This is a genomic window from Streptomyces sp. NRRL F-2664 (genome assembly GCF_000719345.1).
Taxonomy (GTDB): Bacteria; Actinomycetota; Actinomycetes; order Streptomycetales; family Streptomycetaceae; genus Streptomyces.
In genome coordinates, this window is record NZ_JOFX01000021.1 from 54,248 (window position 1) to 78,186 (window position 23,939).

Annotated in this window: 23 protein-coding genes; 13 read left to right on the top strand and 10 right to left on the bottom strand. The window is 74.2% G+C overall.

The genetic code is table 11. From position 1 onward, the window contains the following. Positions 1–152: 152 nt before the first annotated feature. Together IF89_RS0119540 and IF89_RS0119545 are read right to left on the bottom strand one after the other, a co-directional pair. Positions 153–1,142, bottom strand: a complete 990-nt coding sequence (locus tag IF89_RS0119540; protein WP_030769398.1) for an aldo/keto reductase — start codon at positions 1,140–1,142, stop codon at positions 153–155. A gap of 59 nt (positions 1,143–1,201) precedes the next feature. Further along, entirely contained in the window at positions 1,202–1,894 is a 693-nt protein-coding gene (locus IF89_RS0119545) for a GDSL-type esterase/lipase family protein (RefSeq protein ID WP_030769402.1), read from the bottom strand. Positions 1,895–1,970: 76 nt separating this feature from the next. Here IF89_RS0119545 and IF89_RS0119550 point away from each other — a divergent pair, with 76 nt between their 5' ends. Further along, the gene (locus IF89_RS0119550; protein ID WP_030769405.1) at positions 1,971–3,008 is read left to right on the top strand and encodes a hypothetical protein; all 1,038 of its coding nucleotides are present in this window, start codon (positions 1,971–1,973) and stop codon (positions 3,006–3,008) included. 23 nt (positions 3,009–3,031) lie between these two features. On the opposite strand, the gene IF89_RS0119555 is transcribed toward IF89_RS0119550, so the two are convergent. Further along, a complete protein-coding gene (locus IF89_RS0119555) occupies positions 3,032–3,952 on the bottom strand; it encodes a DUF3027 domain-containing protein (protein ID WP_030769407.1) in 921 nt (306 codons plus the stop codon). Between the two features lie 329 nt (positions 3,953–4,281). On the opposite strand from IF89_RS0119555, the gene IF89_RS0119560 reads away from it, so the two are divergent. The 4 genes from IF89_RS0119560 (at position 4,282) to IF89_RS0119575 (ending at position 8,038) form a co-directional block, all read left to right on the top strand. Continuing rightward, positions 4,282–5,658 (top strand): MFS transporter, encoded by a 1,377-nt coding sequence (locus tag IF89_RS0119560; RefSeq protein WP_030769408.1) that lies wholly within the window; start codon positions 4,282–4,284, stop codon positions 5,656–5,658. Positions 5,659–5,900: 242 nt separating this feature from the next. Then, the gene (locus IF89_RS0119565) at positions 5,901–6,389 is read left to right on the top strand and encodes a hypothetical protein (RefSeq protein ID WP_030769410.1); all 489 of its coding nucleotides are present in this window, start codon (positions 5,901–5,903) and stop codon (positions 6,387–6,389) included. A gap of 19 nt (positions 6,390–6,408) precedes the next feature. Further along, positions 6,409–7,188 (top strand): futalosine hydrolase, encoded by a 780-nt coding sequence (locus IF89_RS0119570; protein ID WP_051807288.1) that lies wholly within the window; start codon positions 6,409–6,411, stop codon positions 7,186–7,188. Beyond that, complete coding sequence (locus IF89_RS0119575; RefSeq protein ID WP_234327812.1) at positions 7,127–8,038, top strand: 1,4-dihydroxy-6-naphthoate synthase; 912 nt, start codon at positions 7,127–7,129, stop codon at positions 8,036–8,038. Before IF89_RS0119570 ends, IF89_RS0119575 begins: the two co-directional genes overlap by 62 nt. A gap of 73 nt (positions 8,039–8,111) precedes the next feature. Here the strand turns inward: IF89_RS0119575 and IF89_RS49365 are convergent, their stop codons facing one another. After that, a complete protein-coding gene (locus IF89_RS49365) occupies positions 8,112–8,495 on the bottom strand; it encodes a cold-shock protein (protein WP_030012939.1) in 384 nt (127 codons plus the stop codon). Between the two features lie 178 nt (positions 8,496–8,673). Here IF89_RS49365 and IF89_RS0119585 point away from each other — a divergent pair, with 178 nt between their 5' ends. Continuing rightward, positions 8,674–8,928, top strand: coding sequence for a hypothetical protein (locus IF89_RS0119585; protein WP_030769415.1), 255 nt, complete (start codon positions 8,674–8,676; stop codon positions 8,926–8,928). 31 nt (positions 8,929–8,959) lie between these two features. Here IF89_RS0119585 and IF89_RS0119590 read toward each other — a convergent pair whose 3' ends face one another. Then, the gene (locus tag IF89_RS0119590; protein ID WP_051807290.1) at positions 8,960–9,631 is read right to left on the bottom strand and encodes an HAD family hydrolase; all 672 of its coding nucleotides are present in this window, start codon (positions 9,629–9,631) and stop codon (positions 8,960–8,962) included. A gap of 72 nt (positions 9,632–9,703) precedes the next feature. Continuing rightward, positions 9,704–10,714: a hypothetical protein gene (locus IF89_RS0119595; protein ID WP_030769420.1), complete on the bottom strand. Its 1,011-nt coding sequence runs from the start codon at positions 10,712–10,714 to the stop codon at positions 9,704–9,706. A 132-nt stretch (positions 10,715–10,846) separates the two neighbouring features. Here IF89_RS0119595 and IF89_RS0119600 point away from each other — a divergent pair, with 132 nt between their 5' ends. Both IF89_RS0119600 and IF89_RS0119605 read left to right on the top strand, forming a co-directional pair. Further along, on the top strand, positions 10,847–13,285 hold the full coding sequence (locus IF89_RS0119600) for a helicase C-terminal domain-containing protein (RefSeq protein WP_030769423.1): 2,439 nt from the start codon (positions 10,847–10,849) through the stop codon (positions 13,283–13,285). Positions 13,286–13,514: 229 nt separating this feature from the next. After that, positions 13,515–14,105, top strand: a complete 591-nt coding sequence (locus tag IF89_RS0119605) for a DUF4291 domain-containing protein (protein WP_030769428.1) — start codon at positions 13,515–13,517, stop codon at positions 14,103–14,105. Between the two features lie 4 nt (positions 14,106–14,109). Here IF89_RS0119605 and IF89_RS0119610 read toward each other — a convergent pair whose 3' ends face one another. Further along, complete coding sequence (locus IF89_RS0119610; protein WP_030769431.1) at positions 14,110–14,652, bottom strand: DoxX family membrane protein; 543 nt, start codon at positions 14,650–14,652, stop codon at positions 14,110–14,112. Positions 14,653–14,791: 139 nt separating this feature from the next. Then, positions 14,792–15,361 carry a peroxiredoxin-like family protein gene (locus IF89_RS0119615; protein WP_030769433.1) on the bottom strand — a complete coding sequence of 190 codons (570 nt, stop codon included), beginning with the start codon at positions 15,359–15,361 and terminating at the stop codon, positions 14,792–14,794. Positions 15,362–15,430: 69 nt separating this feature from the next. Here IF89_RS0119615 and IF89_RS0119620 point away from each other — a divergent pair, with 69 nt between their 5' ends. The 3 genes from IF89_RS0119620 to IF89_RS0119630 all read left to right on the top strand — a co-directional run bounded on the left by IF89_RS0119620 (position 15,431) and on the right by IF89_RS0119630 (position 19,600). Next, positions 15,431–16,048, top strand: a complete 618-nt coding sequence (locus IF89_RS0119620; protein ID WP_030769436.1) for a TetR/AcrR family transcriptional regulator — start codon at positions 15,431–15,433, stop codon at positions 16,046–16,048. 80 nt (positions 16,049–16,128) lie between these two features. Beyond that, positions 16,129–17,772, top strand: a complete 1,644-nt coding sequence (locus IF89_RS0119625; RefSeq protein WP_030769440.1) for a DNA repair helicase XPB — start codon at positions 16,129–16,131, stop codon at positions 17,770–17,772. A 598-nt stretch (positions 17,773–18,370) separates the two neighbouring features. After that, positions 18,371–19,600: a serine hydrolase domain-containing protein gene (locus tag IF89_RS0119630; protein ID WP_030769443.1), complete on the top strand. Its 1,230-nt coding sequence runs from the start codon at positions 18,371–18,373 to the stop codon at positions 19,598–19,600. Between the two features lie 40 nt (positions 19,601–19,640). Here IF89_RS0119630 and IF89_RS0119635 read toward each other — a convergent pair whose 3' ends face one another. After that, entirely contained in the window at positions 19,641–19,826 is a 186-nt protein-coding gene (locus IF89_RS0119635; protein WP_030769446.1) for a hypothetical protein, read from the bottom strand. Positions 19,827–20,141: 315 nt separating this feature from the next. Between IF89_RS0119635 and IF89_RS0119640 the strand changes: the two genes are divergently transcribed. Next, a complete protein-coding gene (locus IF89_RS0119640) occupies positions 20,142–22,229 on the top strand; it encodes a HelD family protein (protein ID WP_030769449.1) in 2,088 nt (695 codons plus the stop codon). Positions 22,230–22,350: 121 nt separating this feature from the next. On the opposite strand, the gene IF89_RS0119645 is transcribed toward IF89_RS0119640, so the two are convergent. After that, positions 22,351–23,064 carry a copper homeostasis protein CutC gene (locus IF89_RS0119645; RefSeq protein WP_030769452.1) on the bottom strand — a complete coding sequence of 238 codons (714 nt, stop codon included), beginning with the start codon at positions 23,062–23,064 and terminating at the stop codon, positions 22,351–22,353. Between the two features lie 110 nt (positions 23,065–23,174). Here IF89_RS0119645 and IF89_RS0119650 point away from each other — a divergent pair, with 110 nt between their 5' ends. Next, positions 23,175–23,858, top strand: a complete 684-nt coding sequence (locus tag IF89_RS0119650; RefSeq protein ID WP_043194144.1) for a hypothetical protein — start codon at positions 23,175–23,177, stop codon at positions 23,856–23,858. Positions 23,859–23,939 lie beyond the last annotated feature (81 nt).

A 23,939-nucleotide genomic window follows, 5' to 3' on the forward strand; every position in this document is an offset into this window, starting at 1 on the left:
GCCGGCGTGCTCGTGCTGATGTTCCTCGTCGTCGCCGCGGCGGCCGCCGTCGGCCAGTAGCCCCTGCGCCGGCCGCCCCGAGGCCCGGCCGCCCCGAGGCCCGGCCGCCCCGAGGCCCGGCCGCCCCGAGGGCAGCCGCCGCCGGCGGGCGGCTACCAGGCGAAGGCCTCCGGCGACGGTCCGGGCCCGGGGAAGACCTCCTCCAGCCCGGCCAGCACCTCCTCGCTCAGCTCCAGCTCCACGGCGCGCAGTGCCGAGGCGAGCTGCTCCGGCGTACGCGGCCCCACGATGGGCCCGGTGACCCCGGGCCGCGTCAGCAGCCAGGCCAGCCCGACCTCGCCCGGCTCCAGCCCGTGCTTGTCGAGCAGGTCCTCGTAGGCCTGCACCTGCGCCCGTACCGTGCTGTTGGCGAGGGCGTCGGCGGAGCGCCCGGAGGCCCGCCTGCCGCCCTCGACCTCCTTCTTGATGACCCCGCCGAGCAGTCCGCCGTGCAGCGGGGACCACGGGATGACGCCGAGCCCGTACTCCTCGGCGGCGGGGATGACCTCCATCTCCGCGCGCCGCTCGGCGAGGTTGTAGAGGCACTGCTCGCTGACGAGGCCCAACCGGCCGGTGCGCGCCGCGACCTCGTTGGCCTGGGCGATCTTGTAGCCGGGGAAGTTGGAAGAGCCGACGTAGAGGATCTTGCCCTGCTGGACGAGGACCTCGACGGCCTGCCAGATCTCCTCGAAGGGGGTGTGCCGGTCCACGTGGTGGAACTGGTAGAGGTCGATGTAGTCGGTCTGGAGCCGCTTGAGGCTGGCGTCGACGGCCCGCCGGATGTTCAGCGCCGACAGGCGGTCGTAGTTGGGCCAGGTCTCGCCCTCGCGGGACATGGAGCCGTAGACCTTGGTGGCGAGGACCGTCTTCTCGCGGCGCCGGCCGCCCTGGGCGAACCAGGTGCCGATGATCTCCTCGGTGCGGCCCTTGTTCTCGCCCCACCCGTACACGTTGGCGGTGTCGAAGAAGTTGATCCCCGCGTCGAGGGCGGAGTCCATGATCGAGTGGCTTTCGGGCTCCGTGGTCTGGGGTCCGAAGTTCATGGTGCCGAGTACAAGTCGGCTGACCTTGAGGCCGGTGCGTCCGAGCTGTGTGTACTTCATGGGGCACTAGCCAACTGCTTGGAGTGCACTCGAAGCAAGACCCTCGTGGGCGGGGCGTGTTACGGGTCGCGAGCGGGGCGGTACGGGCCGCCGAGGCCCCAGGCCTGGTGCAGGACCGCGGCGAATTCGCCCGCCAGGCGGTGCTCGCCGGAGGCGTTCGGGTGGGTGCCGTCGTAGGTGTCACGGTGGATGTCGTACGAGGCCGGGCGGGCGGCCAGCAGGATCGGCGAGGCGTCCGTGGTGAGGTCCGCCACCGCCTTGGCGAGGAGCTCGTTGAAGCGGTCCACCTCGGCCGCGAAGGGGGCGTCCTCCTCGGCCCTGCTGTTGGGGATGACGGGCAGCAGGACCATGCGGATGCCGGGGCGGGCGGCGCGGGCCCCGGCCGTGAAGAGCCGGACGTTGGCGGCGGTCTGCTCGGCGTCGGTGTAGAAGCCGAGGTCGATCAGGCCCAGGGAGACCAGGAGGACGTCCGGGCGGTGGGCGGCCGCGGTCTCGGCCATGACGGGGGCCATGTGCTGCCAGCCCTCGCCCCAGCCGGCCAGGTGGCGGCGGGCGTGCGGCGGGAAGTCCGGGTCGGCGTAGGCGTGGCTGGCGGGTGCGTCGGCGGCCGTGTCGTAGACCTCGCAGCGCGGGCCGACGATCCGGTAGGGGCCCTCGAAGGTCGCTTCGAGGTGCTGCCACATCCGGTAGCGCCAGGTGTAGTCGCCGGCGCGTCCGATGGTCATGGAGTCGCCGACGAACATGAAACGCATCCGGTCATCATCGCGGATCGCGCGACGGAAACCGCTGTGACGCCGGACACGCGGCCCGTACTGGCAGGCTGGGAGGATGCGCCCGCCCCTGCCGCCCGCCGCCGCCCTGCCGGCCGCCACCGCCACCGCCACCGCCACCGTCCTCGCCGCCGTCCTGACCGCCGTCGCCGTGCTGCCGGGCACAGCGTCCGCGGCGCAGTCGCCGGAGTCGCCCTCGTTCACCATCTCCGATCCGCGCATCAAGGAGTCGAGCGGGCTGGCGGCCAGCCGGGTCCATCCGGGCGTGTACTGGACGCACAACGACAGCGACGACGGCCCCTACGTCTACGCGGTGGACTCGGCCACCGGCAGCACCGTCGCCCGGGTGACGCTGACGGGGATCGGCAGGCCCCGCGACGTCGAGGCGATCTCGCTGGGCCCGGACGGACAGCTCTATGTGGGGGACATCGGCGACAACCGGGGCGGCACCTGGGACCACGTGTGGATCTACCGCTTCCAGGAGCCGCGGCAGCTGGGTGATGTCACAGTGAAGGCAACGCAGTTCACGGTGCGGTACGCGGACGGGCCGCGCAACGCCGAGTCCCTGATGGTCCATCCGGTGACGGGCCGGGTGTACATCGCCAGCAAGGACGAGAGCCGGGGCGGCCTGTACGAGGGGCCCGCGCAGCTGGCGGCGGGTGCGGACAACACCTTCCGGCGGGTCGCCGACGTCCCGTGGGTGACGGACGGGGCGTTCTCCCCCGACGGCAGGCGGCTGACCCTGCGGGGCTACTTCACGGCCCGGACCTACCCGTGGCAGGACGGCCGGCCGGAGGGCGAGGGCGAGCGCGTGGACGCGCCGTGGCAGGGGCAGGCGGAGTCGGTGGCGTACAGCGCGGACGGCTCCACGCTCATGTTCGGCTCGGAGGGCGCGAGCAGCCGGGTCGTCGCGGTCCCGGCGGCCGCCGCCGCCCAGCCGGGCGGTTCCGCCTCGCCGCAGCCGGGCGCACCGCCGGACGCGGCAGCCGCGCCGGAGCCGACCGCCAGCTTCGGCAAGGGCGCCCTGGTCCTGGCGGGCGGCATGGTGCTGGTCTTCGGTGCCAGGCGTCTCCTGCGCCGCCGCGCCCGCGGCTGACGGCGCGGACGGGTCCGTACGGGTTACGAGTGGCCGAGGTCCAGGTCGGCGGGCTGCACGTCCTGGACGGGGACCGAGCCGGTGTCCGCGGCGGGCCGCAGGACGAACTCGTCGGAGGCCATCGAGTCGAGGACCGGCGGGGCCGGCCGCGGCGGCGCCGGCATGACCGCGGCCTCCGAGTGGCCGCCGCAGCCGTAGGACAGCGACACCAGGCGGCCGTCGGCCGGGCTGAACTCGTTCGCGCAGACACCGAAGGCCTGGCCCAGCGAACCGCCGATGGCGACGAGGAAGCCGCAGGAGACGCAGGACGCGGGCGCGGCCTGCGCCATCGGGGTCTTCGCGCCGAAGGACTCGTCCCAGCGGTCGGCCGCGGTGTGCAGCCCGTACCGGGAGAGCACACGCGCCCGGCGCATGCCGAGTTCCTCGGCGACGGAGGTGATGGAGCCGCGGGCGGGCACCGTCAGGCGGTCGGTGACGTCGGCGTCCTCGGCCTCGACGAGTTCGGCCATCTCGGCGGAGACCACGGAGTTCGGCGGCGGGGCGTCCTCGCCCGTCCAGCCGGGCTCCAGCCTGAGGTCGTCGGCCTCGGTGGGCAGCAGGTCGCCCGGGCCCATGTCGCCGGGGCGCAGCCGCTCGCTCCACGGCACCCACTCGGGGGCGAGGAGGGCGTCGTCGCCGGGGAGCAGCACCGTTTCGTCGAGGGTGACGTTCTTGGCGCGGGAGGCGCGGGCCACGGTGACGGCCCAGCGCCAGCCGCGGTAGCCCGGTTCCTTGGACTCGAAGAAGTGGGTGACGACGCGGTCGCCCTCCGCCACGGCGGAGACGTGTGCGCCCACCACGCCGGGGAAGGCCGCCTCCTCGGCGGCCGCGCGGGCCAGCTCCACCGCCTCGACGCAGAGGCGGTCGGGGGTACGCGGGGTACGGCTTCGCGTCGCAGCACTCACTGGTCTCGTTCTCTCCTACGCCGTCTCACGTGTGCGCCGTCCGTACTGTCGTCCACAACGACCCGGTGGTGCTGTCCGTACGAGGCGCGGGCGGAGCGGACCAGAGGGCCGCGTCGACGTCCGCACCCGATCGGACTCCGGGCGCACCTCACTGCGATCCATTCTGCGGGATCACGAAGAGGCGCGCGGCCAGGAGCAACCGCCGGTGGCGCGCTACGCACGCTACCTCCTCTCAAGCCCTGGGCACACATGCAAGGTCCGATTCGCGGACAAGCCGCCGGTTCCACGACGCGCCGGGTGGCCCCCGGGCGGGGGCCGGGTGGGGCACTATGTCGAGTGTGGCACCCGCACGGTCGTCCGACGACGGCTCGGGACCGGCCAGGCGGGCCGGCCGGGCTGTCGGGCGTGCCCTGCACCTTCCGATCACCGGTCCGGCCAAGGGCATCCGGCGGGCCACGCACGCGCACGGGGCGGGCGAGTCGGGTCTGGGCAAGCTGATCGAGCTGCACGCGATCAACGGCGCGGGCGACATGATGATCACCGTGGCGCTGGCGTCGACGGTGTTCTTCTCGGTGCCCACGGACGAGGCGCGGGGCCGGGTGGCCCTGTACCTGGCGATCACGATGGCGCCGTTCACGGTGCTGGCGCCGGTGATCGGGCCGCTGCTGGACCGGCTGCCGCACGGGCGGCGGGCGTCGATGGCGGCGGCGATGCTGGCGCGGGCGGTCCTCGCGCTGCTGATGTCGGCCGTGGTGGCCACGGGGGGCCTTCAGCTGTATCCGGAGGCGCTGGGCGTGCTGGTCGCGTCCAAGTCGTACGGGGTGGTGCGCAGCGCGGTGGTGCCCCGGCTGCTCCCGCCGAATTTCTCACTCGTCAAGGCGAACTCCCGGGTCACGCTGGCCGGGCTGCTGGCGACGGGCGCGGCGGCGCCGGTGGCAGCGGGGCTGAACTCCGTGGGGCCGCAGTGGCCCCTGTACGGGGCGTGCGTGATCTTCCTGGGCGGCGCCTTCGCGGCGTTCACGCTGCCGCACAAGGTGGACGAGGCGAAGGGCGAGCGGCGCGCCCGGCTGTCGACGCACGAGGCGCACTCGAAGCGGCCGGGGCTGCGGACGGTGAGCCGCAGCGTGCTGTGCGGCCTGCTGGCGAACGCGGCGATGCGCGGGCTCTCCGGCTTCTTGATTTTCTTCCTGGCGTTCCTGCTGCGCGAGCATCCCCTGGCGGGGCAGAACGCTGCGGTGTCGCTGGGCATCGTGGGCGTGTCGGCGGGCGTGGGCAACGCGTGCGGTACGGCGGTGGGGGCGTGGTTGCGGGCGCGCGCGCCGGAGGTGATCGTCGCGTCGGTGCTGTGCGTGACGCTGGGAGTGGCGGTGCTGGCTGCCGTCTTCTACAGCGGGGTGTTCGTGGCCGTGCTGGCCGCGACGGCGGGATTCTGCCAGGCGCTGGCGAAGCTGTCGCTGGACGCGATGATCCAGCGGGACGTGCCGGAGGCGGTGCGGACCTCCGCGTTCGCGCGTTCGGAGACGCTGCTCCAGGTGGCGTGGGTGCTGGGCGGCTCCATCGGCATCGTCCTGCCGCTGAACGGCGTCCTCGGCATGTCGGTGGCCGCGGCCATCGTCGCGCTGGGCGCGACCATGGCCGTCCGCGGCGCCCTGTCGGCCCCCCACCGCCCCCACCCGCAACGCCCGTCCCGCCCGAAGGTCGCCTGACCCGCCCAGCCCCGCCCGCACCTCCAGCCCCGCCGGCGTTCGAGGCGCGGGGGCCCGGGGCAGCGCCCCCGGCAACGGCGCCGCGCCGGTCCGCCCACGGCCACCCGCGGCCACCCGCGGCCACCCACGGCCACCCGCGGCCACCCCGGCGGGAGCCGAACGGCGTCCCGGCGGGAGCCACGCCGCAGGCCGGCGGTACCCCATGCAGCGGCGCAGCCCGAGGGCCCGATAGCCTTCGGCTCATGACCGCACCGCTTTTCTCGGGTAGGGCCCGCCGCAGCGTCGCGGCCCTCGGAGCCGTGTCCGCCGGCCTCCTCCTCCTCTCCGCCTGCGACAAGCCGACCCCGCTCGCGACCGTGACGGTCGGCAGCTCGTCGGTGTCCGCAGAGGCCTCCTGCCACAACGACGGCAAGGAGCTCTCCATGGACGAGGTCCAGGAGTGCCTGACGAACCTCAAGAACCCCAAGACCATCGAGTACGGCCGCGGCGAAACGCTGCGCCTCGGCGTCGAGCCGGAGGTCGTCGAGGACGGCAAGCGCTGGTCGGCGGTTCTCGACGGCCAGCCGATCACCGAGCCCTCGTCGAGCACGTACCGCAGCTTCCCGAACGCCGACGTCTTCGCGACGGGCGGCCAGGGCGAGGCCCCGTCCTCGAAGAAGCTCGCGTTCCTGCAGATCGGCGAGGACGGCAAGCCGCTCGCCGTCTGGTCCTACAACCTCAAGCTCAAGTAACCGGACGACGGACGCACCGGTGCGCGCGCTCGTCGTGACGGCGGTGGGGGCGGAGTCGGACTCCGTCCTCGCCGGGCTGACCCCTCATCCGGACAGCCCCGGTGCCGAGCCGCGCACCCTGCCCGGCGGGTACCTCATCACCCGCCGGGACCTTCCGGGCATCGCCTTCGACGTGCTCGTCGCCGGCGTCGGCCCGGCCGCGGCCGCCGCGGGCACCGCCACGGCGCTGGCGCTCGCCGAGCCCGGGTACGGGCTCGTCGTCAGCGCCGGCATCGGCGGCGGGTTCGTGCCCGCCGCCCCGCTCGGCTCCCTCGTGGTCGCGGACGCGATCGTCGCGGCCGATCTGGGGGCGCAGACCCCCGAGGGGTTCCTCGACGTGTCGGCGCTGGGCTTCGGGCACAGCGTGCACCTGCCGCCCGCCGAGCTGGCGGCCCGGGCCGCGGAGGCGACCGGGGCGCTGCTGGCTCCCGTACTGACCGTCTCCACCGTGACCGGTACCGCCGACGGGGCGGCCGGGCTCACGGCCCGGCACCCGATGGCCGGGGCCGAGGCCATGGAGGGCTTCGGGGTCGCGGAGGCCGCCGCCGCGCACGGGCTGCCCGTGCTGGAGATCCGCGCCGTGTCCAACGCCGTGGGGCCGCGCGACCGTGCCGCCTGGCGGATCGGGGGGGCGCTGGCGGCGCTCACCGAGGGCTTCCACGTGCTGGGACCCGTCATCGCGAACTGGGGAGAACGCCATGAGCAACACCGGGAGCAGCAGCGGGACCAACACCGTCAGCGGCGCCCTGAGCGGCGGTGAACCGCTGGACGCGCCGCTGAGGATCGCCTACTCGCCCTGCCCGAACGACACGTTCGTCTTCGACGCGTGGGCACACGGCCGGGTGCCCGGCGCGCCTGCCCTGGACGTCACGTTCGCGGACATCGACCTCACCAACGGCATGGCCGAGCGCGGTGAGCTGGACGTGCTGAAGGTGTCGTACGCGGTGCTGCCGTGGGTGTTGGAGGAGTACGCGCTGCTGCCCTGCGGCGGGGCCCTCGGGCGCGGCTGCGGCCCGCTGGTGCTCACCCGCGAGCCGGGCCTGGACCTGGCGGAGAAGACGGTCGCGGTACCGAGCGAGCGCTCCACCGCCTACCTGCTGTTCCGGCTGTGGGCGGCCGACGTGCTGCCGGACGGCGTCGGCAAGGTGGTGGTCCTGCCGTTCCACGAGATCATGCCGGCGGTCCGTGACGGCCGGGTGGACGCCGGACTGGTCATCCACGAGGCCCGGTTCACGTACCAGGACTACGGGCTGCACCGCCTCGCCGACATGGGCGAGCACTGGGAGTCCACGACCGGCCTGCCCATCCCGCTCGGCGCGATCATCGCGAAGCGGTCGCTGGGTACGGAGCGGCTGCGCGAGCTGGCGGAGTCGGCGCGGGCCTCGGTCAGGATGGCCTGGGACGACCCGGAGGCCTCCCGCCCGTACGTACGGGCGCACGCACAGGAGCTGGACCCGGCCGTCGCCGACCAGCACATCGGGCTGTACGTCAACGAGTTCACGGCGGACCTCGGCGACTCCGGCTACGCGGCGGTGCGCGGCCTGTTGACGCGGGCGGCCGCCGAGGGGCTGGTACCGGCCATCGCGCCGGGCGCGCTCGCCTTCCCGTAGTGCCGTGCGCGCCCCGCACACCGGCGCCCCGCCGCTCGTGGGAGGGCGGGGCGCGGGTGGGCGCGGGCGGGCGTCAGACGTCGAGCTGGTCGGCCACCGCGCGCAGCAGGCCGGCGATCTTCGTGCCGTGCACCTTGTCGGGGTAGCGGCCGCGCTCCAGCATCGGGGTGATGTTCTCCAACAGGGTGGTGAGGTCCTGCACGATCGAGGCGAGCTCGTCGGGCTTGCGGCGCTGGGCGGCCGCGACGGACGGCGCCGGGTCCAGGACGGTCACCGAAAGTGCCTGGTCACCGCGCTGGCCGGCGACGACTCCGAACTCGACTCGCTGACCGGGCTTGAGGGCGTCGACCCCGGCAGGGAGCACCGACGAGTGGACGAAGACGTCGCCGCCGTCGTCGCGGGAGAGAAAGCCGAAGCCCTTCTCACTGTTGAACCACTTGACCTTGCCGGTAGGCACGTCCGTCCTCTGTCCTTGTGCTCGTCGGGGGTCCGAGAGGCCGCGAACGGCTCCGGACAACAGCGCAGCGGGCCATGTGTGACCCGCCGCCTCAAGGCTAATGGTCGGGGGCCGGGTGACAAGACGTTCCCCGGTCCTTCGCGGTCGGCTGCTTCGGCCAGGGAACTACCCTGGTGAGGTGACTGTTACTCCTCATTCGGACGAAGCGCGGCCCGGCGACGGACTGGTCAGGGCCGGCGGCATCGTGTTCATCGCCGGGGCCGTGGCCACCCTGGTGACGATGGCCCCGCTGTTCCTCGACATCGACCCGTTCCCGTCGTACGCGTGGGCCGTGTGCATGCTGATGGGCGTCGGCTTCGCGATCTCCGCGGCGGGCGTGCTGCGCTCGGCCGCCGCCCAGCGCAGGGCTGCCCGGGCCTCGCAGGGGGCCTAGGGGGTGTTGGGCAGCCTGCGGTGAGTGCTGATCAGGCCGGGCTCGCTGCGACGGGCTGTGCGGTGCCGGACGGTGCGGCGACGGGCTGTGCGGCGACGTACTGCGTGAGCCACTCGGGCAGCGCGGTGAGGTCCGGCAGGACCACGTCCGCGCCGGCCGCGCGCAGCTCCGGCTCCGGGCAGGGGCCGGTCGGCACCGCCACGGACAGTGCGCCGGCGGTGCGGGCGCCGCGTACGTCGCCGATGTGGTCGCCGACGTAGACCTGCGCGCCGTGCTCGCGCAGCGCGCCCGCCTTGGCCTCCGCCCAGAGCCAGCCGATGACCGCGTCCGGCTCGATGCCGAGGTGTGCGAGGTGCAGTCGGGCGTTGGGCTCGTGCTTGGCGGTGACGACGATCGCGCGGCCGCCCATCGCCTGGACGGCCGCCACGGCCTCGCGGGCGCCCGGCATCGCGGGCGTCGGCTCGATGGCGTGGTCGGGGTAGATCTCCCGGTAGCGGTCCGCCATGGCCGGGATCACGGCCGGCGCGAACCAGTGCGCGAGCTCCTCCTCCAGCGGCGGCCCGAGGCGGGTGACCGCCGCGTCGGCGTCGATGTACGTGCCCGTCTCGGCCGACAGCGCCCGGTAGGCGGCACGGATGCCGGGGCGGGAGTCGATGAGGGTCATGTCGAGGTCGAAGCCGACGGTGAGATTCATACGGCCCATTGTGCCGAGGCGGGCGGACTGCGGTGGACGCTGTGGCGAACCTCCCCGGAACTCGTGTTCGACCTTTCCGGTTCAGGGGCGGCGGGAGCGCCACACCAGATACAGCACGGACGCCAGGGCGGCGCCCCGCAGCAGCCACGGCCACATGCCCTGGACCGCCCCGCCGACCTGGTCGCCGGCCAGGGCCTCGCCCCACGTGCCGTTGGTCCGTCCCCACAGCCACACCGCGGCGCCCGCCAGGACCAGGCCCGGCGGCCCGAAGACGGCCCACTTGCGTTCGGCGGGCCGCAGCACCCGCGAGGCGTACGGCAGGAGCCAGCCGATGACGAGCAGCAGCCACTGGCCGCTGACGACCCCGGCGACGAGGACCGCGGCCGCCAGCAGCAGGAAGGCGTTGGGCCGCGGGCGGGCCGGGACGACGGCCGCCTCCGGCTGCGCCCCCGCCTTGGCCGGCCCGGCGGCCTCCGCCTTCGCGCGCCGCCGCTCCCGCAGGAACGCGACGAGGGTCCGGGCACGCGAGTCCGGCGGCCCGGCCGGGGCATCGCCCCGCCCCTGCTCCTCGTCCTCCTCCGGCCCTTCCTCGAAGAGGTCGGGGATCTCGATGCCGCCCGCGAAGCCCTCGACCTGCGGGCCGCGCCCGTGGCCGGCGGGCGTCAGCCGCCACCAGTCGGGCTCGGCGCCGCCGGACGGGCCGAGCTCGTCCAGCCCGGCCAGGTGCGGCGGTACGTTCTCCGGCTCCCGCTGCGGCGCGGGCCGCGGCGGGGGCACCCCCGGCAGGCGCAGCCGGCCGGGGGCCCGCTGCGCGGGTACGGAGGGCACCGGATCGGCGGGGCCGGTGTCGGGCGCCGCGCCCTGGCGGGTGCCGAGGGTGTCCAGGACCTCCTCGGGCGTGCCGATGCGCTCCAGGATGCGGCGGACCGCCGCCGGGGTCTCCGGGTCGTACTTGGCGCGCCGACGGTCGATCTCGTCCCGCAGGCCCGCCACGAGCCGCATCCGGTCGCCGGAGGAGAGGTGCCGGCGCTGCGCCAAGTCCCCGACGGCGCTCAGATATTCGTAGACCAGGTGGTCGCTTTCGATCCCCACGCCCAGGCTCCTCCCGTACCGGCTCTCCCGAAGGTAGCGCGTGCATCCGTGGAGCCGCCCCGGGCGCAGCGGATACCGTTGGCCGGATGGGGACCGGCCGACACGACCGGCCGACGCGACCGGGAGGCGACTGTGCCCGAGCCAAGCACTGCTGCGGCAGCTCCGCAGGGCGGGACCGGGGCGAGCCCCCCGCGCTCCCTCGCGGAGGCGCTGCGCGCCCGCGACGACGCCGCGCTGTCCGCCCTGCTGCACGCGCGCCCGGACCTGTTGAACCCGGTGCCCGGTGACATCACGCAGCTCGCGACGCGCGCCGGGACCCGGGCCTCGGTGGTGCGGGCGCTGGAGCGCCTGGACCGGTTCACGCTGCAGACGGCGGAGGCCCTCGCCGTGGCCCCGGACCCGTGCCCCTACCCGGTGTTGGAGGGACTGCTGACCGGCGGTGAGGACGAGCGGGCGCGTGCCGCGCTCCCCCGGGCGCTGGCCGGCCTGCGCGACCAGGCCCTGGTGTGGGGCGACGAGGACCGGCTGCGGCTGGTGCGCACCGCCCGCGAACTGCTCGCGCCGTCCGCGCAGCGGCCGTCGCCGACGGGGCTCGGGCCGACGGTCGCCGAGGCCACGGCCGGGATGTCACCGACACGGGTCCAGGAGATCGTGGCCGCGGTCGGGCTGCCCGCCACGCACGACCCGGTCTCCGCGGTCACGGCGCTGACGGCGCTGTTCACCGACCCGGAGCGGATGTCGGCGCTGCTGGACGAGGCCCCGGCCGAGGCACACCAGGTGCTGGGGCGGCTGGTGTGGGGGCCGCCGTACGGGGAGGTGACGCCCAACCCGGCGCCGCCGGTGCGCTGGCTGCGCGACCGGGGGCTGTTGCTGCCCGCGACGGCGCGGACCGTGGTCCTGCCCCGGGAGGTGGCGCTGCACCTGCGCGGCGGTCGCGCGCACCGGGACACCTCTCCGGTGCCGCCGCCGGTGCCCGCCCACCGGGAACACCGTCCACAGCTTGTGGACGCCAACGCGGCCGGCCAGGCGCTGGCCTCGCTGGCCACCGTCGAGGAGTTGGTGAAGTCCTGGGAGCACGCCGGTCCGGCCGTGCTGCGGGCGGGCGGGCTGTCCGTACGGGACCTGAAGCGGGCCGCGGCCGGCCTGGACACCACCGAGGCGTCGGCGGCGTTCTGGATCGAACTCGCGTACGCGGCCGGGCTGCTGGCCAGTGACGGCGAGGCGGACGAGCGGTACGCGCCGACCCCGGCCTTCGACGACTGGCGCGAACTGCCGCCCGCCGAGCGGTGGTCGGTGCTGGCGGCGGCCTGGCTGCCGGCCACCCGTACACCCGGGCTGGTCGGCGAGCAGGACGCGAAGGGGCGCACGCTGTCGGCGCTGGGCCCGGAGCTGGACCGTTCCGCGGCGCCGGAGGTGCGCCGGCGCGTCCTGGAGCTGCTGGCGGAGCTGCCGGAGGGCGGTTCGCCCGATACGGCGGCGGTGCTGGAGCGGCTCGCGTGGGAGCGGCCCGTCCGCACGGCGAGCGACCTGCGGGCCCGGCTCGCGGGCTGGGCGCTGACCGAGGCGGAGGTCCTCGGCGTGACCGGCCGGGGCGCGCTGTCGGGGCCGGGCCGGGCGCTGCTGGAGCACCGGGACCCGGCGCCGGTACTGGCGCCGCTGCTGCCCGAACCGGTGGACCACGTACTGCTGCAGGCCGACCTGACGGCGGTGGCGCCGGGTCCGCTGCGCCGCCCGCTCGGGGACACCCTCGCGGTGCTCGCGGACGTGGAGTCCAAGGGCGGGGCGACGGTGTACCGGTTCACTCCGGGCTCGGTGCGGCGGGCGCTGGACGCGGGTCGGACGGCCGCCGACCTGCACGCCTTCCTCAAGGAGCACAGCCGTACGCCGGTTCCGCAGCCGCTGGCGTACCTGATCGACGACGTGGCCCGGCGGCACGGGCACCTGCGGGTCGGCGCGGCCTCCTCGTACGTGCGGTGCGACGACGACGCGATGCTGGGGGAGATCCTGGCGGACAAGCGCTCGGCCGGGCTGGGACTGCGCCGCCTGGCACCGACGGTGCTGGCCGCGCAGGCCGAACCGACCGCGCTGCTGGAGGGGCTGCGGGCGATGGGGTACGCGCCGGCCGCGGAGTCGGGGACCGGCGACGTGCTGGTGGCGCGGGCCGACGCGCACCGCACACCGGCCCGCCAGGCGCCCGTACCGGTGCCGGACGGCCCGCCGGTGCCGGACGCGACGCTGCTGGGGGCGGCCGTACGGGCGATCCGCGCGGGCGACCTCGCGGCGACGGCGGTCCGCAAGGAGCCGGCCCCGGCGGCGGCCGGGGCACCGGGCGAGCTGCCGCGCACCAGCGCGGCGGAAACCCTGGCGACGGTGCAGGCGGCGGCGCTGACCGGTTCGGCGGTGTGGATCGGCTACGTGAACGCGGACGGAGCTGCGAGCCAGCGGGTCATCGCACCGGTCCGCGTCGAGGGCGGCTTCGTCACCGGCTACGACCACACGGCGGACGAGGTCCGCACCTACGCCCTCCACCGGGTCACAGGCGTGGCAGAACTGGCCGACGAACACCTCTGACCCGGTTTCAGCCCCTGCGCACCATCCAGCCCCGCCGCACCATCCCAGCCCCGCCGCGCCATCCCAGCCCCGCCGGCGTTTGAGGCGCGGGGTCCGGGGCGGAGCCCCGATCTCCCAGCCCCGCCGGCGTTTGAGGCGCGGGGGTCCGGGGGCGGCGCCCCCGGCGACGGCGCGGCACCCGCAGGGAAAACGGCTGGCGGCCCGCCCCGCCGCCGTACACCCTGACCCCATGCACAAGGCCCCGCACCGCCAGATCCGCGCCGCCCACACCGACACCACGATCACCGTCTACCAGGCCTACGCCCCGCACCTCGGGGTCCCGGCGGCCCGCGACAACCGTTTCCCGCCCGCCTGGAAGCGGGAGCGGATGACGTGGATCAAGCCGTCGTTCCTGTGGATGATGTACCGCTGCGGCTGGGCCACCAAGGCCGACCAGGAGACGGTGCTGGCGGTCGAGATCACCCGCGAGGGTTTCGACCGGGCGCTGCGCGAGGCCTGCCTGTCGCACTACGTGCCCGGCCTGCACGCCGACCGGGCGGCCTGGCAGGAGTCGCTGCGTGCCGCGCCCGCCCGGGTGCAGTGGGACCCGGAGCGGGACCTGCACCTGAACCAGCTGCCGTACCGCTCGCTCCAGCTCGGCCTGTCCGGCCCGGCCTCGCGGGCGTACGCCGACGAGTGGACGGTCTCCATCCGCGACGTGACCCCGCTGGCGCGGGAGGTCCACCACCTGGTCCGGTCGGGCGAGGACGCCGCGGCACGCGCCCTGCTGCCGGTGGAGACGCCCTACCCGGCGGCGCCGCCGGCCCACCTGGACGGGTGAGCCGTCAGTCCCTGATGAGCAGGACGAGGAAGCCGACGACGGCGCCCGCGACCAGGGCGAGCACGCCGTAGCGCGGCCGGGCATCGCGCAGCACCGGGAGGTAGTGGTCGACGGCGTAGCGGCCGGGCCCGGTGAGGGTGAGGGCGATGACCGACGCGAACAGCACGACTTCGAGTTCGATGCCCTTGGGCGGGAAGTAGGCGCCGAAGCCGCGGACGTCCAGGATGTTGATGAAGACGCCGGTCAGAGCCGCGCCGGCGAGCGGGGTGAGCAGGCCGAGGGCGAGTCCGAGGCCGCCGAGGGTCTCGGAGAGTCCGGCGATGACGGCCATGGCGTCGCCGGCGGGGTAACCGGCCATGGAGAAGCCCTTGCCGGTCGCGGTGAGGCCCGGACCGCCGAACCAGCCGAAGAGCTTCATCGTGCCGTGACCGGCCATCGACAGGCCGACGACGAGGCGGAGGACCAGCAGGCCGACGTCGTGGACGGAGCCTTCGCCGGCAGCGGAGGAGTCGTGGAGGAGCGAGCGGTCGTAGCGTGCTTGCGTCATGAGCGTGAGCGTCCGTTCGTCAGGAGCGTACGGTCCCCCCTACGTCGCCTGTGAGCGACGGCCACCGTATGACGGCAGTTTCACGATCATCCGCCCGCAACGTCGTGCGGCGGCGCCCTCCGACCCGTTCGGCCCCGGCTCACCGGGCCGTACGCGCCTCCGCGGCGAGGGACAGGAGTGTCTCGACCGGCCACTGGTCGTCGACGTGCTCTCCGTACGACCGGGCGAGGACGGTGCCGTCGGGCGCGACGAGGAAGTCGGCGGGCAGTCCGAGGCGCCCGTTTTCCTGGGTCCGGGCGGGCGCCTTCTGCCGCCCGCGCAGCAACTCCACCGTGCCGAGGGCGACGGCGCGCAGTACGGGCCACCAGGCGCGCGGGCTGAGCAGCGCCCGGCAGGACGACTCGACGCCGAACTCCGCGTACAGCCGCTTGTCGGGGTCCGCGACGACCTCGAAGGGCAGGCCGGCCACGTGCTCGCGCAGTTCGTCGGCGGCGGAGTGGAAGACCACGACCTCCCGGATGCCGGCGGCCTCGATCTCGTCGTGCCGGCGCACGACCGAACGCAGGTGCAGGTGGCAGACGGGGCAGCCGGCGAACCGGCGGAACTGCAGGTGGACCAGGCGTGCGGGGTCCGGGACGGGGACGGGCAGGCCGTCGCGGACGGCGGTGAGGGTCCGGGGTCGGACGGTGGAGCCGGTGTCGAGTCGCACTGGGGCCTCCCTGGTAGGCGTATGCCGTACACCTACCAGCGTAAGCGTATGCCGTACGCTGTCAACACCATGCCGCGCCCGCGTTCGCTCACCCAGGACCGACTGGCCGCCGCCGCACTCGCCGTGATCGACCGTGAGGGGCTGGCCGGCCTGTCGATGCGCGCCGTCGCCGTCGAGCTCGGCATCAGCACCATGGCCCTGTACCGCTACGTCCAGGACCGCGGCGAGCTCGAAGCCCTCGTCGTCGAGCTGGTCCTCGGCTCCGTCGACAGCACCCCGCCGCCCGCGGCCACCGGCACCTGGCAGGCGCGCATCACCCTCCTCGTCGACCGGCTGCGCGCGACCGTGGGCGCACACCCCGACGTACTGCCGCTGACCTTCACGCACCGCCACCGCTCCCCGAGCGTCCTGCGCTGGGGGGAGACCGTCCTCGGAGTGCTCACCGAGGCCGGACTGGGACCGGAGGAGCGGATCGTCGCCCTGCGCGCCCTGCTCGCCTACGTGATCGGTGCGATCCAGCAGGAGCACCTCGGCGCCCTGTCCGGTGCGGGCACCGCGGCGATCGCCCGGCTTCCGGCGGCCGACTTCCCGCACCTGACCGAAGCCGCCCGCGGCGCGCCCTCACTCACTCCCGACCGGGAGTTCCACGGCGGTCTCGCCCTGCTGCTGGCGGGGCTGGACCGCTGACCCTCCCGGGCGGCGTGTTCCCCGCTCCGGCGCCGTACGGCACACTGGAGGTTTGACCTGAGTGAAACGGGGCGCCGCGCGTGAATGGTCCACTAATCGTCCAGAGCGACAAGACCCTCCTGCTGGAAGTCGACCACGAGCTCGCCGGGGCGGCGCGTCGCGCCATCGCTCCCTTCGCCGAGCTGGAGCGGGCACCCGAGCACATCCACACCTACCGCATCACCCCGCTCGGGCTGTGGAACGCCCGGGCCGCGGGGCACGACGCCGAGCAGGTCGTCGACGCGCTCGTGGAGTTCTCCCGCTACCCGGTGCCGCACGCCCTGCTCGTCGACGTCGCCGAGACGATGGCCCGGTACGGCCGTCTCACCCTCTCCAAGCACCCGGTGCACGGCCTGGTGCTGACCAGCACCGACCGGCCGGTGCTGGAGGAGATCCTGCGGTCGAAGAAGATCATCCCGCTGGTCGGGGCGCGACTCGACCCCGACACGGTGGCCGTGCACCCGTCCGAGCGCGGGCAGATCAAGCAGACGCTGCTCAAGCTGGGCTGGCCCGCCGAGGACCTCGCCGGTTACGTCGACGGCGAGGCGCACCCGATCGACCTGGCGGAGAACGGCTGGGCACTGCGCCCCTACCAGCAGCAGGCCGTCGAGGGCTTCTGGCACGGCGGCTCCGGGGTGGTCGTGCTGCCGTGCGGCGCCGGCAAGACCCTGGTCGGCGCGGGCGCGATGGCGAAGGCGCGGGCGACCACGCTGATCCTGGTGACGAACACCGTCTCCGCCCGCCAGTGGAAGCACGAGCTGGTCAGGCGGACGTCGCTGACGGAGGACGAGATCGGCGAGTACTCGGGCACCCGCAAGGAGATCCGGCCCGTGACGATCGCCACGTACCAGGTCCTGACGACGAAGCGGAAGGGCGTCTACCCGCACCTGGAGCTGTTCGACTCCCGGGACTGGGGGCTGATCGTCTACGACGAGGTGCACCTGCTGCCCGCGCCGGTCTTCAAGTTCACCGCCGACCTGCAGGCGCGGCGCCGGCTCGGCCTGACGGCGACTCTGGTGCGCGAGGACGGACGGGAGTCGGACGTCTTCTCGCTGATCGGGCCGAAGCGGTTCGATGCTCCGTGGAAGGAGATCGAGGCGCAGGGTTACATCGCGCCCGCCGACTGCGTGGAGGTACGGGTCAACCTGACGGAGTCGGAGCGGCTGGCGTACGCGACGGCCGAGACGGAGGAGAAGTACCGCTTCTGCGCGACGACGGCGACGAAGCGGAAGGTCACCGAGGCGCTGGTGCGCAAGCACCGCGGCGAGCAGACCCTCGTCATCGGCCAGTACATCGACCAGCTCGACGAGCTCGGTGAACACCTGGACGCGCCCGTCATCAAGGGCGAGACCTCCAACGCTCAGCGCGAGAAGCTCTTCGACGCCTTCCGCGAGGGCGAGATCAACGTGCTCGTCGTGTCGAAGGTCGCGAACTTCTCCATCGACCTGCCGGAGGCCACGGTCGCCATCCAGGTGTCGGGCACCTTCGGCTCGCGCCAGGAGGAGGCGCAGCGCCTGGGCCGCGTCCTGCGTCCGAAGGCGGACGGCCACGAGGCGCGTTTCTACTCGGTCGTGGCGCGCGACACGATCGACCAGGACTTCGCGGCGCACCGCCAGCGGTTCCTCGCCGAGCAGGGCTACGCGTACCGGATCATGGACGCGGACGAGCTGCTGGCGAGCGACTGACCGACCGGCCGCCGGCGATCCGCCCCTGCGCGGTCAGCGCGGCGGGCAGCGGAACGCACCACACCCGCCGACCCGGCCCCTCCAGGACGAGGACGCCACCGGCGGCCGCCGGGGCCGGCCCGGTCCACCCCTCGGGGGGGGTAGGACCGGGCGACCGCAGGTCGAGCTGCAGGCGCCGCCGAGGACGAGCACGGCGCCCACCGGGCCGGGCGGCAGCCGGGCGGTCGGCGTGAAGAGGGCCGGCGAGAAGAGGGCCACCGCGATCGAGGTCATCGGCCGTCGGGACGCGCAGGGCGATACGGCGCCCGGTCGGGGCCGGGCCGGAGGCCACGCCCATGCCCATGCCCTGCCGGTCCGCCGATCCGCCGGACCGGCCGGCCGCACACCCCTTTGTCCGACCCCTGCGCTTTCAGCTTCAGCTCATTGCAACACCCGCCCGGTGCGCATTGCATTCATCGCCACATTCATTGCAATGAATACCAACACCCCCCTGCAATCACAGGCCAGTAGCCCGCTATTTCGTTGACCGATTCGTAAACGCAATGTAGCGTCGAAGTCGTTCAGCAAACGCCGAACATCGACCGGGGGGAGACCCATCATGGGCAAGAGCAAGGGCGGCTTTTCCGAAGCAGGGCTGCGCACGATGCGGGACGTACTGAACCGGCACGTCGACTCGGGGAGGATCCCCGGAGTGGTGGCCCTCGTCAGCCGCGGCGAGGAGACGTACGTCGAGGCGATCGGGACGATGCGCCACGACGTCGGCGCGCCGATGAGCCGGGACACGATCTTCCGGATGGCCTCCACGTCCAAGCCGGTGACCATGGCGGCATCGATGGTCCTGCTCGACGAGTGCCGACTGCGGCTGGACGACCCGGTGGACGAGTGGCTGCCCGAACTGGCCGGCCGCCAGGTGCTCAAGCGGATCGACGGCCCGATCGACGACACCGGGCCCGCCCGGCGCCCGATCACCGTCCGGGACCTGCTGACCTCCACCTTCGGTCTGGGCATCGACCTGACCGCGCTGGGCGCCCCGATCATGAACGCCGTCTTCGAGAGCGGCGTGTTCAGCCAGGGCGCGACGCCGTTGCCTGAACCGGACGAGTGGATGCGCCGCCTCGGCACGCTGCCGCTGATGCACCAGCCCGGCGAGCACTGGCAGTACCACCTCAGCCACGACGTGCTCGGCGTGCTCGTCTCGCGGGTGACCGGCCGGCCCTTCGAGACGTTCCTGCGCGAGCGCGTCCTCGACCCCCTCGGCATGGGTGACACCGGCTTCCACGTGCCCGCCGACAAGCTCGACCGCCTGCCTCCCAGCTACGCACCCGATCCGCAGACGGGCGAGTTCACCGTCTGGGACGAGGCCGGGACCGGGCAGTACAGCATGCCCCCGGCGTTCCAGGCCGGCGGCGGCGGACTGGTCTCCACGGTCGACGACTACCACGCCTACTTCCGGATGCTGCTGAACCGCGGCATGCACGGCGGTGAGCGGATCCTGTCCCGGCCCGCCGTCGAGCTGATGACCACCAACCGCCTCACGCCCGAACAGGAAGCCGCGAGGTCGGCCCTCGCCCGCAACGCCGTCCACGTGTCCTTCGGCCAGGGCCAGCAGGGCGGCTGGGGCTTCGGGATGGCGGTGCGCACCTACCGCGGCGACTACGCGCCCACCGGCCAGTTCGGCTGGGACGGCGGAACCGGCACCTCGGCCTACCCCGACCCGGAGAACGGAATCACCGGCATCCTCCTCACGCAGGTCGGGCTGACCACCCCCGCTCCGGCGCGGCTCATCCACGACTTCTGGACGACCGTCTACCAGGCGATCGAGGCCTGACGGGCGGACGCGGCACGCCGGACGCGGGACGCGGGCGGCCTCAGCGGCGTATGACGCCCGCGTCCTCGGCGTACTCGCCCAGCACGACGACGCTCACAGCGGCCGCCGCGAACACCTTCGCGGCGCGCAGCATGCTGCCGAGGCGGTGGCGGGGCGTGGAATCGGAGATGGCGGTGGCGCCGCTCGGGCGGCCACCCTGGACCGGGGTGAAGGTTGCGGTGCTCATGAATCCATGGTGCGCCGACGCCACCGGATGCACATCGCCCTGAGGAGCCAGTCCCACGGCCTCCAGCCTCCACCTCCAGTCGCATGCCAACCCCGACAAGCCCTCCCGTAGGTCTGACACTCCCCCGTACGACACCCGTACGGAGGTCCCGGGCGGAAGGAACCGGCGGCCGGGAAATCGGTTCGCGCAGGTACCCCGCGCTGGCTACAATCTCCGCTCTTGCCGCCTCCCACCGCTCATCGGGGAGAGCCGCCTGCCGGCCGGAAACCGGGGGCATCTGTTCCGTACCAGGTACCAGCAGTTGGAGGCATTCCCGTGCCCGCGCACGCCCCCGAGACCACCACCCCACCCGACGACACGACCGCGCCCGCCGACCCGCTGGGCCGCGAGCGGGCCCACCTCGCCGCCTCGCGCTCCGCCCTGCGCGCCATGCGCGAGGACGTCGAGGCCCTGGACATCCGCGACGTCACCGCGAACTGGGTCAACGCGGCCGTGCTGGAAGCCCAGATCGACGAACGCATCAAGGCACTCGCCGACCTCTCCCACACGCCGCTCTTCTTCGGCCGCCTCGACTACCTGCACGCCCCCGGCGCCGACCTCGCCGAGGGTGCGGGGGGCGAGCAGTTCTACATCGGCCGCCGCCACGTCCACGACGCCGACGGCGACCCGATGGTCATCGACTGGCGCGCCCCCGTCTCCCAGCCGTTCTACCGCGCCTCCAAGAAGGACCCGCAGGACATCGCGCTGCGCCGCCGCTTCGGCTACACGGGCGGCGAACTCACCGCCTACGAGGACGAGCACCTGTCCGACCCGGCCGAGGCGGCCGCCGTCAGCACACTCCTCCAGCAGGAGATCGAACGCCCCCGCGTCGGCCCCATGCGCGACATCGTCGCGACGATCCAGCCCGAGCAGGACGAGATCGTCCGCGCCGGACTGTCCGGCTCCGTCTGCGTACAGGGCGGCCCCGGCACCGGGAAGACCGCCGTCGGCCTGCACCGGGTGGCGTACCTGCTGTACGCGCACCGCGAGCGCCTGGCCCGCACCGGCACCCTCGTCATCGGACCCAACCGCTCGTTCCTGCACTACATCGAGCAGGTCCTGCCCGCCCTCGGCGAGCTGGAGGTCAAGCAGGCCACCGTCGACGACCTCGTCGCCCGCGAGGGCCTGGAAGTCCGCGGCAGCGACCCCGCCGCGACCGCCGTCGTCAAGGGCGACGCCCGCATGGCGCAGGTGTTGCGCCGCGCCGTCCGCTCGCACGTCGCCCGCCCCACGGAACCCCTGATGGTGGTCCGCGGCTCCCGCCGCTGGCGCGTGCCGGCGTACGAGCTGGAGGAGATGGTCGAGGAACTGCAGAACCGCGACATCCGCTACGGCGCCGCCCGCGAGGCCCTCCCCCGGCGCATCGCGCACGCCGTCCTGGTCCGCATGGAGCAGGCGGGCGAGGCCCCCGACGACCGCGTCCAGGACGCGGTCGCCCGCAACGCGGCCGTCAAGGCCGCGGTCAAGGAGATCTGGCCGCCCGTCGAACCGGCGAAGCTGGTCCTGCGGCTGCTCTCCGACCCCGACTTCCTCGCCGTCCACGCCCAGGACGTCCTGACGGCGGAGGAGCAGAAGCTGCTGCTGTGGCCCAAGCCGTTCCGGAGCGTGAAGTCGGCGAAGTGGTCGGCGGCGGACCTCGTCCTCATCGACGAGGCGGCCGACCTGGTGGAACGCACCCCCTCACTCGGCCACGTCGTCCTCGACGAGGCACAGGACCTCTCCCCCATGCAGTACCGGGCGGTGGGACGGCGCTGCACCACCGGCTCGGCGACGGTCCTGGGCGACCTCGCGCAGGGCACCACGCCGTGGGCGACGCGCAGCTGGGACGAGGCACTGGCGCACCTGGGCAAGCCGCAGGCGGTGCTGGAGGAGCTGACGGCGGGCTTCCGTGTGCCGCGCGAGGTGATCGCCTACGCGTCCCGCCTGCTGCCGGCGATCTCCCCGGGCCTGGCTCCTGTCTCCTCGGTCCGCGAGGCACCCGGGTCGCTGCGGGTGACGCCGACGGACGACCTGACGGCGGCGGTGGTGCAAGCCTGTCGGGAATCCCTGGCCCACGAGGGCTCGACCGGCCTGATCGCGGCGGACGCCCGCATCCCCGCCCTGGCCGAGGCCCTGCGGGCGGCGGACCTGCCCCACCTGTCGCCCGGTGAGGAGACCACCGCCGAATCGCGCCTGACGCTCGTCCCGGCGTCGCTGGCGAAGGGCCTGGAGTACGACTACGTGGTCCTCGACGAGCCGGCTGCGATCGTCGACGGCGAACCGGACGAACGCACCGGGCTGCGCCGCCTCTACGTCTGCCTCACCCGAGCCGTCTCCGGCCTGACGGCCCTCCACGCCTCCCCCCTCCCCGCCGCCCTCCGCTGACCGGCCCCCACGCCTCGAACGCCGGCGCGGCTGGAACTGCCGTCCCGTGGGCGGACCGGCCTGGTCGGGGGCGGGGACGCCGCCCGGCCGGGCTCCCGAGGTCCGCCCCGGACACCGCGCCTCAGACGCCCGCGAGGCTGCGATCCGGGCGGTCCAGGGCGGTTCGCCAGGCGGCGACGGCCGTTGCCGAGACCGGGCGGTCCCAGCCGTCGGGGCGCGCCGCGCCGCCGATGTGGAAGGCGTCCACCCCGCCCGCCCGCAGCGCCGCCACGTGTGCGAGCGTCAGGCCGCCGCCGACGAGGATCCGCGGCCCGTACCCCGGCTCGCCACCCCGCCGCGCCTCGGCGAGCAGGACCGGCAGCCCGTCCTCGACCCCGGCCGCCGAGCCCGCCGTCAGGTAGGTGTCCAGCCCCGGCAGGTCGGCCAGCGCCTTGCGCAGCCCGTCCCGGTCCGCCGCGCGGTCGATGGCCCGGTGGAACGTCCACGGGCAGCCGTCCAGCTCCGCCACGACCGCCTCGACCGCGGCCAGGTCGGGGCTGCCGTCCGCGTTCAGGAAACCGAGTACGAACTCCCGCGCCCCCTCCGCCCGCAGCCCCCGCGCCGTCGCCGCCAGGCCCGCGACGTCCCCCGCGGCGAAGCCGTCCGCCGTGCGGATCATCACGCGCAGCGGGATGTCGACCGCCGCCCGGATCGCCGCGAACGTCTCGCGCGCCGGGGTGAGCCCGTCGGCGGCCATGTCGGTCACCAGCTCCAGTCGGTCGGCCCCACCGGCCTGGGCCGCGACCGCGTCCTCCACGTCGAGGGCGATCACCTCCAGGAGCACACGGTTGCTCATTCGATCCCATCCTTCGAGAAGCCACGCAAAAGAGGTCTAGTCCAATGTTCAGGGTACGGGCCGCCGGGGGAGCTCCACCAGCACAATCACGCCACCCCCACAATGTGCGCATGGACACAGGCACCCCGCACACCGACACGACGGACCTCCGCGCCCGCTGGCGGGCCACCGTGGCCGCGGCCGGCGGCGCCGCCGGCCGTGATCCCGACCCCTACGCCGAGCGCCTCCTCGCCGCCTGGGCGGAGCCCCAGCGCCGCTACCACACCACCGCGCACCTGGCCGACGTACTCGCGCGGATCGACGTACTGGCCCCGCACGCCACCGACCCCGCGGCCGTCCGGCTCGCCGCCTGGTTCCACGACGCCGTCTACCGTCCCGACCGCTCCGAGAACGAGGAGCGCAGCGCCGCCCTCGCCGAGCGCGCCCTCCCCGAACTCGGCATCGACGCCGCGCGCACCGCCGAGGTGGCCCGCCTGGTCCGGCTCACCGTCACCCACGACCCCGCCCCCGGCGACACCGACGGCGAGGTGCTCTGCGACGCCGACCTGGCCGTGCTGGCCGGCACCGGGCCGGAGTACGCCGCCTACGCGGCCGCCGTCCGCGAGGAGTACGGCTTCGTCCCCGACGACGCCTTCCGCACCGGCCGGGCCGCCGTCCTGCGCCACCTCCTCGACCTGCCGCGGCTCTTCCGCACCCCCCACGGCGCGGCGCACTGGGAGGCCCGGGCCCGCGCGAACATCACCGCCGAACTCGCCGAACTCGCCGAACCCGCCGAACCCGCCGAACCCGTCTGACGCGCCGAACGCGCCGCCCGGACCGCAGAGCCGGGGCACGGCGGCCGCAGGATGACACGGGAGCGACACGGGACGGGCACG